This is a genomic window from Pseudomonas sp. O230, from assembly GCF_045447035.1.
In the GTDB taxonomy this organism is placed as follows: Bacteria; Pseudomonadota; Gammaproteobacteria; order Pseudomonadales; family Pseudomonadaceae; genus Aquipseudomonas.
This window is the reverse complement of the sequence record NZ_JBJGXN010000010.1, coordinates 55,164-72,598: the sequence shown is the minus strand read 5'-3', so window position 1 is coordinate 72,598 and position 17,435 is coordinate 55,164. Positions and strand designations below refer to the sequence as shown.

At 61.8% G+C, this 17,435-nt stretch carries 10 protein-coding genes; 2 read left to right on the top strand and 8 right to left on the bottom strand.

Features of this window, described 5'->3' with window-relative positions:
* Positions 1–35 precede the first annotated feature (35 nt).
* Genes ACI77H_RS21780 through ACI77H_RS21770 form a run of 3 tightly spaced genes read right to left on the bottom strand, consistent with a single transcriptional unit; the run spans position 36 to position 4,458 of the window.
* A complete protein-coding gene (locus ACI77H_RS21780) occupies positions 36–1,373 on the bottom strand; it encodes a TolC family outer membrane protein (RefSeq protein WP_407013777.1) in 1,338 nt (445 codons plus the stop codon).
* Between the two features lies 1 nt (position 1,374).
* A complete protein-coding gene (locus ACI77H_RS21775; protein WP_407013776.1) occupies positions 1,375–2,721 on the bottom strand; it encodes an HlyD family type I secretion periplasmic adaptor subunit in 1,347 nt (448 codons plus the stop codon).
* Positions 2,722–4,458, bottom strand: a complete 1,737-nt coding sequence (locus ACI77H_RS21770; protein WP_407013775.1) for a type I secretion system permease/ATPase — start codon at positions 4,456–4,458, stop codon at positions 2,722–2,724. It abuts the gene before it with no gap.
* A 314-nt stretch (positions 4,459–4,772) separates the two neighbouring features.
* Here ACI77H_RS21770 and ACI77H_RS21765 point away from each other — a divergent pair, with 314 nt between their 5' ends.
* Positions 4,773–5,471 (top strand): response regulator, encoded by a 699-nt coding sequence (locus tag ACI77H_RS21765; protein WP_407013774.1) that lies wholly within the window; start codon positions 4,773–4,775, stop codon positions 5,469–5,471.
* On the opposite strand, the gene ACI77H_RS21760 is transcribed toward ACI77H_RS21765, so the two are convergent.
* Complete coding sequence (locus tag ACI77H_RS21760; RefSeq protein ID WP_407013773.1) at positions 5,472–6,962, bottom strand: sensor histidine kinase; 1,491 nt, start codon at positions 6,960–6,962, stop codon at positions 5,472–5,474. It lies immediately after the preceding gene.
* A 73-nt stretch (positions 6,963–7,035) separates the two neighbouring features.
* Between ACI77H_RS21760 and ACI77H_RS21755 the strand changes: the two genes are divergently transcribed.
* Positions 7,036–12,981, top strand: a complete 5,946-nt coding sequence (locus ACI77H_RS21755) for a peroxidase family protein (RefSeq protein WP_407013772.1) — start codon at positions 7,036–7,038, stop codon at positions 12,979–12,981.
* 66 nt (positions 12,982–13,047) lie between these two features.
* Here ACI77H_RS21755 and ACI77H_RS21750 read toward each other — a convergent pair whose 3' ends face one another.
* From ACI77H_RS21750 to ACI77H_RS21735, 4 genes are read right to left on the bottom strand one after another with little or no spacing between them, the layout of a single operon-like run.
* Positions 13,048–13,749, bottom strand: a complete 702-nt coding sequence (locus ACI77H_RS21750) for a VIT family protein (RefSeq protein WP_407013771.1) — start codon at positions 13,747–13,749, stop codon at positions 13,048–13,050.
* A gap of 3 nt (positions 13,750–13,752) precedes the next feature.
* On the bottom strand, positions 13,753–14,751 hold the full coding sequence (locus ACI77H_RS21745) for an FAD:protein FMN transferase (RefSeq protein ID WP_407014053.1): 999 nt from the start codon (positions 14,749–14,751) through the stop codon (positions 13,753–13,755).
* The gene (locus ACI77H_RS21740) at positions 14,741–16,921 is read right to left on the bottom strand and encodes a PepSY domain-containing protein (protein ID WP_407013770.1); all 2,181 of its coding nucleotides are present in this window, start codon (positions 16,919–16,921) and stop codon (positions 14,741–14,743) included. The genes ACI77H_RS21745 and ACI77H_RS21740 overlap by 11 nt, the downstream gene beginning before the upstream one ends.
* Before the next feature lie 25 nt (positions 16,922–16,946).
* A complete protein-coding gene (locus tag ACI77H_RS21735) occupies positions 16,947–17,417 on the bottom strand; it encodes a DUF2271 domain-containing protein (protein WP_341523514.1) in 471 nt (156 codons plus the stop codon).
* Positions 17,418–17,435 lie beyond the last annotated feature (18 nt).

The window sequence follows — 17,435 nt, the reverse complement described above, 5'->3', positions numbered from 1 at the left end:
TTTATTGATGTTCCTCAAGCGTTCGGTGCATTGGCTCAAAACGCCAACTTCGGCCCCAGATAAGCATTGGCACTGGCGATGTCGTCGTCCCCCAGCGCACCGACGTTGGCCGCCAGTCGCAGTTTCGCCAGCAGGTAACGCAGTTTGGCTTCAAACAGGTCGCGGCGGGCGGTGTAGATCTGTTCCTGGGCGTTGAGGATGTCGACGTTGGTGCTGCTGCCGGCCAGGAAGCCCTTTTTCGAGGAGTCCAGCGAGCGTTCGCTGGATTTGACCGCTTTTTCCAAGGCATGGATGCGCGCTTCACCGCTTTGTACGCCGCGAAACTCCCGGGTGGTGCCAGAGATGATTTCTTCGCGGGTGGCGTTCAAGTCTTCTTCGGCTTGATCCCGAGTAGCGACGCTTTGCCGGGCGCGGGCGCTGACGTACCCGCCGCTGTACAGCGGAATGTTCAGCTCCAGCCCGGCCGAGGTGTAGCGGTTGCGCTGGTTTTGGGTGGACAGGGTTTCGCTGTCGGCGGCGGTGTAGCCCAGCACCAGATCTAGGGTTGGCCAGTGCCCGGCCTTGGCCTTGGCGACTTCTTCGTCGGCGGTGTTGACGTTCAAGCGCCGGGCGCGGATCGAGGGGCTGTCGGTGCCGGCGCGGATGATCCATTCCTGCAAGTTGTCCGGCTGCAGGGGCGGGGTCGGGAAGGTGTCCTGCAGGGTGGCGATCTCTTCGGGCGGCTGGCCGAGGTATTCCTGCAACAGGCGTCGGGCCACGGTGACGCTGTCCTCGGCCTCGATCAGTTCGGCCTGGGCCAGGTCGCGTCGGGCGGCCGCTTCGTCTACGTCGGTGATGGTGCCGTCGCCCAGGTCTTTGCGGCGCTGGGTCGAGGCCACTTGCTCGTTGAAGGACTTGAGCTTGGCCATCGACAGCTCCACGGTTTCGTGGGCCAACAGCACGTCGAAGTAACGCCCGGCCAGTTTCACCGCCGCGTCCTGTGCCTTGCCATCGAACACCGCGACGCCGTAGTCGGCCTGGTATTCGCCCTGGCGGTACTCGGCCATTTTCTGTTTGTTGAACAGTGGTTGGCGCAGTTGCAGGGTCGCGCCGCGGGAGTTGTAGTTCAGGTCGTTGGTGTGGCTGTTGCCGAAAAAGTCCGGCTGCTTTTGCGTGCCGTTGATGTGGTTGTCGAAAGCGGTGATGCCGATTTTGGGCAGCACCCCGGAATGGCCGATGGCGCGGTTTTCCAGCGCGGCATCTCGTTCGTGACCGGCGGACAGGTAAGTCGGGCCCTGGAACTGCATCAGGTTCCAGGCTTCGCGCAAGTCCAGGGCCTGAGCCGACGGTGCCGTGCACACCAACAGGGCAATCAGCAGACGGGCGCTGGTCATGTCATTGCTCCTTGAACGCGCTATTGACGCGATCGAGCAGCGGCTTCAACAGGTAACTCAGCATATTGCGCTCGCCGGTCTTGATAGTGACCGAAGCGGGCATGCCGGCGCGGATGTGGTTGCTGCCGAGCATGGCCATGCCGGCCGGCGTCACTTCGATCTGCGCCAGGTAAAACGGTTGCTTGTTTTCCTCGTTCAGCAAGCGGTCGGCGGAAATGGTCAGCACCTTCCCCGGGATGTTCGGTGTTTGTACATGGTTGAACGCCGGGAACGAGATGCTCACCGGCAGGCCCGGCGTCATGCGGTCGATGGCTTGCACCGGAATCATCGCATCGATCTGCAACGGCTCGTGGCCCGGTACAATTTCCATAATCTTGAAGCCGGGGGCGATCACGCCGCCGATGGTCGAGACGCTCAAACCCTGGACCATGCCGTCGATGGGCGAGCGGATCACCGTGTGCCGCACCTGATAATCCAAGGCCTGCAAACGGTCGGTGAGGGCGCTGTTTTCCTTTTGCACATCGGCGAGCATCGACTGCACTTCCTTGCGGTAGTCGAACTCGCGCTGAAGGATGCGCAACTTGATGTCGGCCACCTGACCCTTGGCCCGAGCGATGTTGTTGAGGTTGTCAGCCTGGGAGGCATTGAGGTCCGAACCGGTGCGTTCGAGTTCCAGCATCCGGTTGCGCGGCACATAGCCTTCGGCCGCCAGTTGGCGCACCCCGACCAGTTCCTGATTGAGAAAGCCGATCTGCGCCGAGCGGACGCCGTAGATGTGTTGCAAGCCCTTGATCTGCGCTTCGGCGGAGACGAGCGACTCGCGCAGGATGCCGACCTCGCCCTCCAGGCTGGTGCGGCGCGTGGCGAACAGATGACGTTGCAGGTTGATGGCGTTGTTCAAGTGTTCGTTACCGGCAAAGCGCTGCAACATCGCCGGGTCGAACACCACGTCAGGCAAGCCGTCGCGTTCGGCTTCCAAACGGTTTTGCATGGTCATGGTGGCGATGAACTGCGCGTTCACCACCCCTTGTTCCGAGAGTGCCTGGGTGGCGTCGAGCCGCACCAGTTCCTGGTCTTTGCTGACGTTGTCACCTTCGCGCACCAGGATCGCTTCGACGCTGCCGCCGGTGAGGTGCTGGATGGTCTTGCGGTTGCTGGTGACTTTGACGGTGGCGCTGGCGACGATCCCGGCGTCCAGCGGCGCCAGCCACGACCAGAGCAGAAACCCGCCAAACCCGAGGATCACCAGCAACACGCCCCAGCGAGCCGGGCGATGGTCGTCGACATCGATATTGGCCACCGCGCGCACCAGTTCCTGGCTGCGAGGATCAACACTCAAGGCGCCCATTTATTCTCTCCCGCGAACGGCTGACAGGGTGGGGGCGCCCACGGTCGGCAGCACGCTGGTCTGGCGCAGCGCGGCGAACACTTCTTCCCGGGGGCCGAACAGTTGGGTGCTGCCTTCACGCAGCATCAGAACTTTATCGACGGTGCCGAGGATGCTCGGACGATGGGAGATCAGCACCGTGGTGCAGCCCCGAATCTTCAGATCCTCAAGGACGTCGATCAGGGCTTTTTCCCCGGCGTCGTCGAGGTTGGCGTTCGGCTCGTCGAGCACGATGATCGCCGGCTCGCCGTAGAGCGCTCGGGCCAGGCCGATGCGCTGACGCTGCCCGCCGGACAACGGGTTGCCGTCCACATCCAGGGTCGTGTCGTAACCGTGGGCGAAGCGCAGGATCATGTCGTGCACGCCGGCACGCTTGGCGGCGACGATCACGGCGTCACTGTCGACCACGCCGAAGCGGGCGATGTTGTCGGCGATGCTGCCTTCGAACAATTCCACGTCCTGGGGCAGGTAACCGACCCAAGGGCCGAGTTCTTCCTTGTTCCACAGGTAAACGTCGACGCCATCGAGGCGCACCTTGCCGCTTTGCGCCGGCCAGATCCCCACCAGCAAACGCGCCAGGGTCGATTTGCCCGACGCGGAGGGGCCGATGATGCCCAGGGATTCCCCGGGCGACAGGTTGAAGTGCGGGCCGCGAATGATCGATTGGCTCATGCCAGGCGCCCCGGCGTGCAGGTGCTCCACCGAGAGCATGCCCAATGGCCGTTGCAGCTTCATCGCATCGGCGCGGGGCGGGAATTCTTGCAGAAGGTGCGTAAGACGCGACCAGGCCCGGCGGCTGGTCAGCAACTGTTTCCAGGCGCCGATCAGTTGTTCGACCGGTGCCAGCGCGCGGCCGCTGAGAATCGAGCACGCGATCATCATGCCGGGGGTGATCGAGCCTTCGATCGCCAGCAGGGCGCCAGTGCCCAGAATCAATGATTGCAGGGTGATCCGCACGAAACGCCCCAGGCCACTGATGTAAGCCGCCCGGTCGGAGGCCAGGGTTTGCATTTCCAGGATTCGCAGGTGACTGCCGAACCAACGCTGGGTGATTGCCGACAACATGCCCATGGCTTCGATGACTTCGGCGTTGCGCAGGTTGTTGTTGGCGAACGTGCCCGAGACTTGCGCGGCCAGGCCGGCCTCACCCAGCGGTTTTTTGGTGGCGATTTCGGTGAGCCAGGTGAGGGCCACCAGAATCAGCGAACCGCACAGGGTGACGATCCCGAGCAAGGGGTGAATCAGGTAGGCGACGAACAGGTAAATCGGCGTCCACGGTGCATCGAAGAACGCAAACAGCCCGTTGCCCGTCAGAAACTGGCGCACTTGCGCCAAATCTTGCAGGGCCTGCGCCGGGTTGCCGCCTGCCCGTTGCAGGTTGCGTTCGAACGCGGCGGTGAACACCCGTCGGTTCAGGGCCATGTCCAGTCGATTGCCGACCCGAATCAACACTCGCGTGCGTACCACTTCCAGCATCGCCAGCAGAGTGTACAACCCGATCATCAGGATCGTCAGCATCAGCAACGTCGTGAGGTTGCTGCTGACCAATGCCCGGTCATACACCTGCAGCATGTAGATGGCCGGCGCGAGCATCAGCACGTTGATCACGCCACTGAACCCGGCCAGCGAATAGAAGGTGTGGCGCAGCCGAAAAAACACCTCGGCAAACTCGGATCTTGGGCGGGTTTTCTTGTCCATCGGAAGGTTCCAATGCCGGGGGTTTCATGTACCTCAGCGTAGGAGAGCTACTGTTGGTCGGATGAGGGACCGGGCCGGGTTTGTGCTGGCGGCGTTTTATTGGCGGTTTTGACTGTCTTCAAAAACAATGGGTTGGCGTTATTTTTTTCAGAAAATTGTGAGTAGAACGGATGATTGACGGTGAAATTTCGTCCGACTTAAGTCTAATTTTCCACACTCCAGGCCTTGGCCTGTCCGACCAGCGCCCGGCATACCCGCGGGTTAGCTGCTATTAATCAAGGGTATCCGCACACTTGCCTGCCCAGGAGCGCGTTATGAACCCGTTTATCCGTATCGGCATTGCCGATGACCATCCGTTGTTGCGTGAAGGCGTAGCCAATACCTTGAGAAAAAGGACAGACCTGCAAGTGGTCGAGCAGGGCGCCAGCGCTGACGATGCCCGGACTATCGCACTGCATTCACGCCCGGATGTGATGCTGATGGACGTCAACATGCCGGGGGATGTGTTTGGCACGGTGCGCTTCATTGCCACGCAGTTGCCCGACGTCAAGGTGCTGATGCTGACGGTGTCCGAGTCCGAGGATGATGCTTACGCCGCGCTGGAAGCCGGGGCGCGCGGCTACGTTTTGAAAGGCGTCAGCGGGCCGGACCTGGTGCTGGCGATCCGTTCGGTCGCCCGGGGCGATACGTACATCACCCCCGAATTCGCCAATAAGCTGCTGAGCAACTTCAAGAAGCATGAAGCGCAAGTACACAAGATCGACCTCACCCATCGGGAGGAGCAGATCATTCGTGAAGTTTCAAAGGGCCTGACCAATAAGGAAGTTGCTTCAAAGCTGTTGATTAGCGAAAAAACCGTCAAGTACTACATGACCTGTGTGATGCAGAAGCTGCATGCGCGCAACCGGGTGGAAGCCGTCACCGCCCTGCGCCGCTATTGGGAACGCGAAGCCATTAGCCGACTGCACATCAGTTCGGCGACGGCGCAATTGGACGCTCGGAGTAGCTCCTGACTACAGCTTGAATTGGGCGTTCACCGAGGTGCCTTTGCCGGGGGCTGTTTCAATGCTGAATTGCCCCCCCAACGATTCGACGCGATAACGTAAACCCACCAGCCCCAAGCGTGTCCGGCCGTGGGTGTCGACCAGCAGCGCATCAGCGGCCATGCCCGGGCCATCGTCCTTGACCGTAATGAGCAACTTGCCGTTGAGATGGTTCCCGCTCACGACCTGCCCTTGGCCCTGCGCATGGCGATAGGCATTGTTCAGGGTTTCCTGCACGAAACGGTAGATGCACAGTTTGAGCGGTAGGGGAGCGGCATCGGGTAACGGTCCCAGTTTCAGTTCGACCTTGCTGCCGGTGCGCTGCTCGTGCCGTTGTGCCACCAGTTGCAATTCCTCCTGCAGCGTCAGGTCATTGATTTCCGGGAGGGCCAGCCCCCTGGACAAGTCCCGTACCTCGCGCAATGCGTCGGTCGCCGCGCCGCGAATGGTCTCCATCGACTCCTGATCGACCGTCGAGCAGTTCTCGGCCAGATCGTCGAGCCGGATCAGAATCAGCGTCAACAGTTGTGCCGGGCCGTCGTGCAAGTCTGCACCGATGCGGCGCAGGGTCAGTTCGTTGATCCGCGAAAATTCCTGGGTCGCCGTGGTCATCTTGCGCTGCAATGCGGCATTGCTGACGTGCAACCGGGTTTGTTCCAGCAGACGCAGGCGCAACGCCACTTGCTGGCGCTGGATGATCTTGTCTCCGCGTCGCACCAGGAAAAACAGCAGCATCAGCATCGCCAGGGTCGCGGCACCGACCACCATCCAGACTTGCTGGCGCACTCGATTGATTTCCTGCTCCAGGCTCTCGGCTCTTTCATAGAACTCGCCCACTGCGATGATTTTCCCGGTGTTGAACTCCCGCAGCGGCGCATAAATTTCATAGAGCGGCACGTTCAGCTTGCGCTCGAATTCGTTCTCTTCCTGATCCAGGTCCTCCAGGTCCGTGACCACGTTGCCCTTGAGTGCTTCGGCGATCTCATCCATCGGGAACTTGCGATTGGTGATGGATTTGTCGGTGCTGTACACCACCGTGCCGTCGGCTCGCCAGATCTTGATCGAGACGATGTGCCGTTTCAGCGAACGGCTTTCCATGAGCCGGTCCAGGGACTTGATGCTGGGAGGCGACAGCCCGTTATTGCGGCTCATCTCCTGCACGTAGGGCTCCAGGAACGCCTCCATGTAGTGGGCGCCGGCCTCGGCCGCGCTTTGCACGGCCGCCCGTTCGATCCGGGCGCTGACCAGTTTGCCGACGAAAAACATCGTCAGCCCCAGAATCAGCGCGGCGGCAATCACGAACTGGGTGGAGCGGCTCAGGTTGCGTATCTGGGTCTTGATTCGTCGGAGCCAGTGACCGGCGTTACCGGCCCCGAAAGCAGGCGCGGGCTGGACCAAAGTCTCAGTCTGATCTCCGACAAAAGTCTGGTTTTTTGATTCGACTTTTGCATCTTTTGCCATTGCTTTGGTTCCGTGATGATCGTGATAAGTCGGTTGGAAAACTCTGCCACTCAACGGATGTCCGGAGATTGCCATGTATGAGCTAAAGCGCTTCACCCTCAATCAAAAAGATATTTCGTTCCTTGAGCAGCAGGTGTCTTTCCCGACCATCCACATCGTGGGCTACAACACCGCGGGTGAGCCGCTGTACGGCTACGACGGTTCCGACGGCAACGTGCATGTGCTCGGCCTGCTTGGCAGCTTTAACCCGCTGGACACCCCGCCCGGTGAAACCAATTGGTACAACGGCGCGCGCGACCCGATTGGCTTGCGCAACGTCTCCGGGCACTTCAACAACATGACCCAGGATGGCCAGGCCTGGGGCAGCTTCGGCCAGGATTTCATTCGCTTGACCCATGCCGATTACACGCATTACGTCCACCAGGACCTCAGCAACGCGGCGTTGACAGGGCAGGGCGTGCCCGTCGGCGCCACGCCCATGACTGACAGTAGTTCACTGTATAGCGATCCGACAGCTTCGCTGGTGGACTACACCCCCCGAATGATCAGCCAGACCATTGTCAGTGGCGGCGTCACCTTCGCCACCGATGCCAACGGGCATATCCAGCACACCGCCACGGGCGTGGCGATCGTCACCGACCCCGGCATTCTCGGCGCCATCGGCGAAGTCGATACCACCTCGCCGGATTCCGGCCAGTACTACATTCGTAACCAGAACACGGTGTCGGGCGACCCGTCGACCACCGGCTGGTTCACCCTGTTCGGGCAGTTCTTTGACCACGGCCTGGACTTCATCAACAAACCGAATCAGAACGCGACGATCACTATTCCCCTGGCGCCGAATGATCCGCTGTACGGCTCTATCGGCCCGGACGGCCAACCGGTGTATTCGATCAAAGTGCATCGCGCGACGGTCAGCGAAGTGGACGGCCAGGGCCAGGCGCAATACGTCAACCTCGACTCTCCCTACATTGATCAGAACCAGACTTACGGCTCCAACGACGCCGTGACCCAATTGCTGCGTCAGTGGGTGGCGGACCCTAATCATCCCGGTCAATTCATCGCCGGGGCGGCGCTGTTCGATGGCACCACGCTCAGTGACGAGGCTGCCTGGACGCTCAATGGCGTGCTGACGCATCAGACGTTGCCGACCTTGAGCGAATTGCGTGCCCATGTGCTGGCCACCGGTCGTGACGACCTGACCTGGGACGACATCGCCAATTTCCGTGTCCGCGATGCCCATGGGCATGTGCTCGATGCCGACCCGAATACCGCCGGGGTGCAGGCCGTTTACACCCGCGAAGCCATCCTGCTGGACATGAACCCACACTTCGACGATGTGCATATCGATCAGGCGAGACTGATGTCGCTGGATGCGCACATCACCAGCATCACCTTCGATGCGAACAACCCTTACGGCATGGTCTTCAACTACGACAACTCAGGGCCAAAAAACCTGTTCAGCTTCGTCAACTTCGCCGACTTCTCGATCAGCGCCGCCGCCGGCAGCGCCGATTTCGCCGTGGCCAACGAACTGCTGCTGCAATCGGTGGGCGATCACTACATTGCCGGTGACGGCCGGGTGAACGAAAACTTCGGGCTCACCGCCATTCACCACGTCTTCCATGAAGACCACAACGTGCAACTGATCAACCTGCAACACGAGGTGCTGGCACAAGCCGATGCCACCGTGCGGCACAACTGGCAGGTGCAAGTGAGCAACGGCAGCGGCGGTTTTTACACCGATGCCAACGGCAACTTCACCCTGGCCGATGGCGTCACGGTGTCCTGGGATCAGGACAAGTTGTTTTACGCCGCCAAGCTCACCGTAGAAATGGAATACCAGCACGTGGCGATCGACCAGTACGCCCGGCTGATCACCCCGGACTTGCCGGAATTCGTGACCTACGACTCGGGCATCAACACCAATATCTCGCTGGAATACGGCCAGGCTGCGTTCCGCTTCGGCCACTCGCAACTGCGTGAAACCATCGATGCCCTGGAGAAAAATGCCAGTGGCGGCTACGACCTGACCGGCGCGATCACCCACTATGCGCTGGAGCAGGCGTTCCTCAATCCCGGCGGTTTTGCCGAGGTGGGGCCGACGGCGATTGCGTTGGGCATGACCCGGCAGATCAGCAACGAAATCGACGAGTTCGTGACCCCGGCGCTGCAACAGGGCTTGCTTGGCCAGCCACTGGACCTGGCGACCATCAACCTGGCCCGTGGCCGCGATTTGGGCCTGCCCACCCTGAACCAGGCACGTCAGCAGATTCACGATGCGCTGATTGCCGAGCGGGCCTCGCCGGCCGGCGCCCAGCATCACACCAACCTGATCGTCGATGGCCTGACGCCCTATACCAGTTGGAGTGATTTCGCCAACAACATGATTCACCCCGAGTCCTTGGTGAATTTCATCGCCGCGTATTCCTTCGACGGTGACAAGGCCCATGCCCAGGCAATTATCGATGCCGATATTTCGGGACTCACCGTCAACTATGCCGGGGGCAGCGTCACGGCCGAACAGGCGGCGTATTTCCTCTCCGGCGCGGCGGACGCCAATGGCAATCATGTGGCCGGTTATGACGGCTACAACGCGATCGACCTGTGGATCGGTGGCCTGGCGGAAAAACACGTCTACACCGGGCAGCTCGGCACCACCTTCAACGCGATCTTCGAGGACCAGATGGAACGGTTGATGGACGGCGACCGCTTCTACTACCTGTTCCGCCTCGACCTCGGGTTGCCGGCGATGACCAACCTCAACGAACAGGTGGTCACCGAGCAATTCAAGGACATCATCGAACGCACCACCGACGCCCGGCACCTGGCCGGTGATGTCTTCGGCTATGCCGACAGCTACGTGGAACTGAGCTACACCGATTCCGGCGCCAGTGCCACGGCCTACAAAAGCGAGCATAAGTACGGCACGTTGATCGCGGCCAACCACGTGGGTGTTTACTCGACTGGCGGTACGGGCGGGATCGGCGGTAACGGCTTGCTAATGAGCCTGACCAATCCGGAAACCCACACGGCACAGACCTACATTCGGGACTACCGCCCGGATCAAGGGCTGAACCCCGATGGTACGGCGGCCGTGGGCTACAACTCCCACGAAGTGCTGGTGGGGACCGATTACAACGACTGGCTCGACGCCGGCGACGGTGACGACACGATCTACGGTGAAGGCGGCGACGATATCCTTGATGGCAAGGCCGGTGCCGACCATATCTACGGTGGCGACGGCAACGACGTGATCTACGGCGGTGACATCGAAGACTTCCTCGATGGCGGGGAAGGGGACGACACCATTTATGCCGGGACCAGCGCCGGCGCGCTCGATGTAGTGATTGGCGGTGGCGGTAACGATCACCTCTATGGGGAGGCCGGGATTGACGAGATTTACGGTGGTGCCGGCAATGACTACATCGATGCCGGTGGCGACACCGACCTGGTGCATGGCGGTGACGGCAACGATGAGATCTACGGCGGTGACGGCCCGGACATTCTGTTTGGCGAGGACGGCGATGACATCATTTCCGGCGGCTCCACGGGCGACCAGGAGTTCGGCGGTGCCGGTGACGACATTCTGCTGCCGGGCCTCGGTGGTGCGCCAGGCCAGGGCGATGGTGACGAAGCGATTGGGGATGTCGGTTTTGATATTGCGGCGTTCAGCGATGTGAACATCGCCCTTGATGCCGCCGCCGACCTCAATAACCAAAACATCGTGGCGGCGCCGGGCACCGCTGTGCTGTTCCAACCGTTCAACGCCTTGCTCACCGACATAGAAGGCCTGATTGGTTCACGCTTCAGCGACAGCCGGCCGAACACGGTCACTCCAGCCAATCCTCTGGCAGGCCTGATCGGTAATGCCACGGAGAACTGGCTGATTGGCGGCAGTGGTGATGATGTCTCCCAGGGCAATGGCGGCAATGACGTGATCGTCGGTGACTCGATCAAGCTGGCCGATCTGAACCACTTGCTCGCCAGTCAGGGCTTTGCCCAACACTTTACCGGCCTGCAATCGACTCGCCCTGATTTCATTCTGGGCGACAACCATGCGGCCTCCGGCACCGCTGACGGCGCAGCGGATGCGGCGCTGTACAGTGGCAATTTTGCCGACTACAGCATCACCAAGTTCACCGATACCCGGCCCGGCGGTGAACTGATCACCGCGTTCAAAGTGGTGGATTTGCGCGTGGGTGCGGCGAACGTCGATGGCACCGATATCGTGATTGGCGTGGAAAAACTGCGCTTCGCCGACCGTACGATCAACCTGAACATCACCAACCATCTGCCGACCGGCAATGTGCTGTTGTCGGGTTTTGCCACCGCGCCGACCACACCAAGTCGTCCGGTGCCGGCGCAATACCGGCTGACCGCCAACACCTCGGCTATCCAGGACGCCGACGGTTTGCCGGGGCCAAGCGGGTTCTCCTATCAGTGGCAAGCATTGGTGGGCGCGGCCTGGCTGAGTATCACCGGGGCGAATGCGTCGACCTTTGCGCCGACCTCGGCACAGTTCGGCCAGCAACTGCGGGTGGTCACGACTTACACCGATAACAACGGCACGGTGGAGCAACTCACGTCCGACCCGTCGGAGGCGGTCGGACGCTTCATCGAAGGCACCAACTTCTTCAGTAATACGCTCAATGGCACCAACTATCAGGACATCCTGATGGGCTATTCGGGCAACGATGTGCTCAATGGCGGCCTCGGCTCCGACCTGCTGGACGGCGGCACCGGCAACGACACGATGCGCGGCAACGCCGGCAATGACATCTACATGGTCGATGCCAATGGCGACGTGGTTCAGGAGAGCCTGAACGAGGGCACCGACACCGTCATGTCGTCGGTCAGCTACACCTTGGGCGCCAACGTCGAGAACTTGACCCTGCTCGGTTCGAACAACATCAACGGCACGGGTAACGCACTGGACAACGTCATCCATGGCAACAGTGGCAACAACCAGTTGAGCGGTCTGGCGGGCAATGACTTCGTCTTCGGCGAGGCGGGCAACGACACGCTGCTGGCATCGGTCAATGACGGCAACGACCACTACGACGGTGGTTCGGGCACTGACACTTATGACCTGTCGGCCACTTCGGCGGCGGCCACGGTGGACTTGCTCGTCGGCACTTCAACCAGTGCCCAGACCGGCAGCGACAGCCTGACCGGAATCGAGAACGTCAGCGGCAGTTCGGGCAGCGACCATATCCAGGGCGATGCGGCCAGCAACTTGCTGCAAGGCCAGGGCGGCAACGACTGGATCGACGGCGGCAGTGGTGACGACACCCTCGTCGGTGGGCAAGGCCTGGATAATTTGTACGGTGGCCTGGGCAATGACACCTTCCTGGCCTCGGTCAACGATGGCAACGACACGTATGACGGCGGCGCTGACACTGACACCTATGACCTGTCGGGGACTTCGGCCAACGCCACGGTCAACCTGAGCACTGGGGGGGCCAGTAGCTCGCAAACCGGTAACGACAGCTTGGTCGGCGTGGAAAATGTCATCGGCAGCAGCGGCACCAACAGCTTGACTGGCGACAACAACAATAACGCCCTGACCGGCCAGGGTGGCATCGACACCTTGAGCGGTGGTGGCGGCGCCGACACGCTGACCGGTAATGGCAACCGCGATACGTTGACCGGTGGCGCGGGGGCGGACATGTTTGTGTTCAGCTCGGTCAACGACTCGGGCACGACGACTGCAAGCCGCGACGTGATCACTGATTTTGTGCACGGAACCGATCACATCGACCTGTCATTGATCGATGCCCGTACCTCCGGCGCCGGAGCGGCCGGCAATCAGGACTTCACCTTCCTCGGCGAGTGGAATGGCGCTGGCAACGAGTTCAACAACCAGGCGCAATTGAAGTACCACTTCGTCAATGTCGGCGGAGTCGATCACACCTATGTGGAGGGCAACGTCAACAGCGGCAATGGGGCTGATATCCAGATCGATCTGGTCGGGCATATCGCCCTGACGGCGAGCGATTTCGTCGGCGTGGTCTAGTCGTCAACGCACAAAAGGCGCCCCATCGAGGATCGGGCGCCTTTTGTGTTTTGGAGTATCGACGCGCTAGACCACCGCCCCAAACAACGACCCCACCAGCGCGGTGATGCCCATGGCCAACACGCCCCACAGCGTCACGCGCCAGGCGCCGGTCACTACGCTGGCACCGCCGGCCCTGGCCGCCACAGCCCCCAGGCTGCCGAGAAAAACCAGCGACATGCCGCACATCCACGGCACCACGCTGGGCGCTGGCGCGATGAAAACCACCGCCAGCGGCAATGCCGCGCCGACCACGAAACTGGCGGCCGAGGCGAGGGCGGCCTGCAGCGGTTTGGCGGTGAGTGTTGCGCTGATGCCCAGTTCGTCCCGGGCATGGGAGCCGAGGGCGTCATGGGCCATCAATTGGTCAGCCACTTGATGGGCCAGTTCCGGCGATACGCCGCGATGCATGTAAATGTTCGCCAGTTCGATGTGTTCGGCTTTCGGGTCGCTGGCCAGTTCGGCGCGTTCCCGGGACAGGTCGGCCCGTTCGGTGTCCGCCTGAGAGTGCACGGAGACGTATTCCCCCGCTGCCATGGACATGGCGCCGGCGACCAGCCCGGCCATTCCGGTGACCAGCAGCGTGGCGTGACTGGCGTTGGCGGCGGCGACGCCGATCAACAGGCTGGCGGTGGACACGATCCCGTCGTTGGCCCCCAGGACGGCGGCGCGCAGCCAGCCGATACGCTCACTGCGGTGTAGCTCGGTGTGCCGGTGCATGAATTTCATGGTTTAACGGGACTCACTGTCTTTGGGTGGATCAAGTGGACGGGTGTCAATGTGCGCCTGCAATTGGCCGCCGACTATGGAAATTTCCTTGAACTGCTCACCGTCGTGCAGCACGAACAACGCGTCCATCCCGCGTTCCTGCGCCAGTCGCGGGCCTTCGATTTCGCCCAGCACCAGCAGCGCCGTGGCCCAGGCATCGGCGAGCATGCACGAGGCCGCCACCACGCTGACCGCCGCCAACGGGTTACGCAGTGGCGCGCCGGTAACCGGGTTCATGGTGTGGGCGTAGGTTTGCCCACTGACATCGACCCACTGTCGATAGTCCCCCGACGTCGCGATGGCGGCATCGCTGAGTTCCATCACGCCCATCACTTCACGCACGCCCCGGCAGGGTTTTTCAATCGCCACGACCCAGGGTTGCGCATCCGGCTTGAGCCCTCGGGCGCGCATTTCGCCGTCAATGCCGACCAGGTAGCGCGTGATGCCAAACCCTTCCAGGCAGCGGGCCAGTTCATCGACGCCGAAGCCCTTGGCGATGCCATTCAAATCAAGCTGCAGCGGCGCACGTTTGCGTACCTGATTGCGTTGTGAGTCAACCTTTAGCGCGGCGCTGGCTGACAGTCGAGATCGCGGCAGCACCGCTGCGAGTGCCTGCTCCGTGACTGTCTGTTCGCCGGGACCAAACCCCCAGGCGTCCACCAGATCACCGACGGCGATGTCGAAAGCGCCGCTCGATTGCTGACTGACCCGCAGCGCGGCGGCCAGCACCGTGGCCAGTTCCTTGGGGACTGACAGCCACTCCTGTTCGGGCCCGGCGTTGAGGCGGTTGAGGTCGGAGTCGGTTTTCCAGGTGGACATTTGCTGGTCCACCCGGCCCACGGCCTTGGCCAGGCTGCGGCCGATTGCGTCGGTGTCGAGGCCCGCATCGGCATAGAACAGCGCGGTGTAGCGGCTGCCCATGGTCTCGCCGTTCAGGCTGTAGCGTTGCCCGTCAATAGACATCTTCACGGTAGCGTCCTTGTGCTTTGAGGGTCAGCACACTCAGGTTGAGCGGTGCCAACACTTCGTCCAGGGCCAGCATCACGCCTTTGGCCATTTCGCGGCTGCCACACACCAACACCTGGGCGCCTTTTTCGATCAGTCGGCGCAAGGCCAGCGCGTCGCTGATCAACCGGTCTTGCACGTAACTGCGGTCCTGAACCTGAGAGAACGCAGCGCGCAATGCGGTCAGGCGCCGGTCGGCCAGGTAACGGTTGAGCTCCGGTTCGTAGAGGAAATCCGACGCCGGGTTGCGTCCGCCCCAATACAAATGCATCGGGTGTCGGGCCTTGTTGTTGCGGATAAAACCGGCCAAGGGACCTATCCCCGTGCCGGCGCCGATCAGGATCACCGGGTGCGCGCCCGACGCTGGCCGAAATTGCGGGTTGGGCTGGATAAAGGCTTCGATCGATGCGCCAAGGCTCAGGCCATGCAGGAACTGCGAGCACAGACCGCCTTCGTGTTTACGCACGCAGATTTCCAGCACGCCGTCGTCGGAACTGCTGGCGAGTGAGTAGAAGCGCGGGACCGGGCTGCCCGGCGGCAGAATGCCCACCAGGTCCCCGGCTTGAAAGGCCGGGAACTCGTCCGGAGTTTTGAAGCGCAGGACGTGGGTCGGCGCCTTCACGTGTTCGCCGTAGACAATGCATTCCTGCAGTTGCAGTGGGTGGGTAAGCGGTTGCGACGGACTGTGGACCAGCGTCAAGTCGTGCCCCAGTACTTCGCCGAGGGCATGACCCCAACGAGCAAACTCTTGAGAGGACTGGCGGTTGACGGTTTCCAGCCCCAGTAATGCCGAGCCGCCGGCCTGCACCAGCGCTTCCTGCACTTGATGGGCGTACTGACAGAATTGCGCAAACTGCCGATCCCCCAGACCCAGCACCGCAAACGGCAGGCCGGGTTTGAGGCCGGAGGTTGCCAGCCGAGCGAGGAATTGTGAGGCCGAGGCTGGGGCATCACCGTCGCCATGGGTCGCGGTGAGGATGAACAGCCGTTGAGCGCTGCGGTAATCGCCGCTCCATTCATTCATCGCCGCGCTGTGCACTCGGTGCCCGGCTTCGTGCAGCGCTTCATGCAAGGTGTTGGCAAAGCCCCAGGTGCTGTTGTTTTCACTGCCCACCAGAATCACGCTGTCGGCGGAGTGGGCGGGGCTGTTGTGGCGGATGTTCGGGCCGGCCTGGCGGCGGCGCCACCAGAGCAGGATGCCGGTCACGCTCATCAACGGCACGCAGAGGGCGCAGAGACCAAGCGGCAGGCCCAGCCACCAGAGGCCTTCACCGGTGTGCAATTGGTAGATCAATTCGTAAACGTTGTGCATCGAATCGTGGGCTTGCCAGGACAACAAGGTGCCGCTGACCGGGTCCACGTAGCCGTCGCCCTGGGCGGTGCGCAGGGAGAACACGTCTTGCGGGTTGCCGGGGCTCGGGTAGACCAGTTCGCGCAGGTCGTTCAGGTCGGTGGCCTGCAACGCTTGCAGGTTCGTCACCGGCAACGCCGGGCCGGCGCTGATGTGAGTGGGGAAGGCCGGCTCGTTCTGACTGCCGTCGGCGATCAAACCGAAGGTGGTGCCGGACATGTACAGCCCGCTCAGGGCCGACAGCAGCAGCCCGAGCAAGGCCAGACGCCCGACTTCGGAGTGCCAGCGCTGGCTGAACGTGCCGCGCAATGGACGCAACAGGTTGCGCCAGCCGCCCAGGCGCCGGGCCAGCAGCAATGCGCCGGAAACCGACAGGATCAACATGAACAGCGCACCAACGCCCGAAACGCCGTGGCCGGGTGTGCCCATGAACAACGAGCGGTGCAGGTCTTTCACCCAACGTGAGAAGGCGGACGGCTCGTAAGGCGTGAGGCCCTGGCCGGTCAGCGGGTCGACCTTTTCGGCTCCGCTCTGACCGTCCTGGTTGTAGTAGACGATGACCGTGCCGGATGCGGTGCGCTGGATTTGCTCCACGCCCGGAAAGTGGCTGGCAACGCGCCCGGCCAGCTGACCGACATTAAGTTGGCCGGCAGCGATGGACGTGTTGTGCAGGCGTTCCAGCGCTGGATCGACGGACAATACCGCGCCGCTGATGGCCAATAACATGACCAACAGGGCGGCGATCAGACCGGGCAGGGAATGGAACTGGCGAAGCATATTCAGCCTCCAGAAGTCGCTGTTACTACAGGTCGTAGGTAAAGGAGTCGACGTACGTGCTGCCGGTCGCCGACGTGCCCGAGCCTTTGGAGGTCAGGGGGACGCTGATGTCGGCTCGGGCTTCGCGTTTGTTTTCCACGGCGCTGTCGATGCGGATCTGATACCCGGCATCAATCAAGGTGTCTGCCAGCTCGACGCTGACTTTGAGGGTCTGCCCACTGCCAACACTGGCGCCGCTGACCCCGTCAAATTCACTCGGGTTCATGCCGCTGCCACGGGCCCAGTCGGTCAAGTGTCGGTAGTACTTGGCCTTCTTGCCGGCCACCCAGAGGGTTTTCTGGTATTGGCCATTGGCGTCGGTGACATAGATCGCCAGGTACGCATCATTGCCGCTGTAGTTCTTGAGCTGGGTGGTCAGGGTCACTTCACGGGCCTGGGCCAGCCCCGGCAGGGCAATGGCACCAATGAGGCAGCTTGCAGCGATGATCTTTTTCATGAGGGTGTCCTGTTTGAG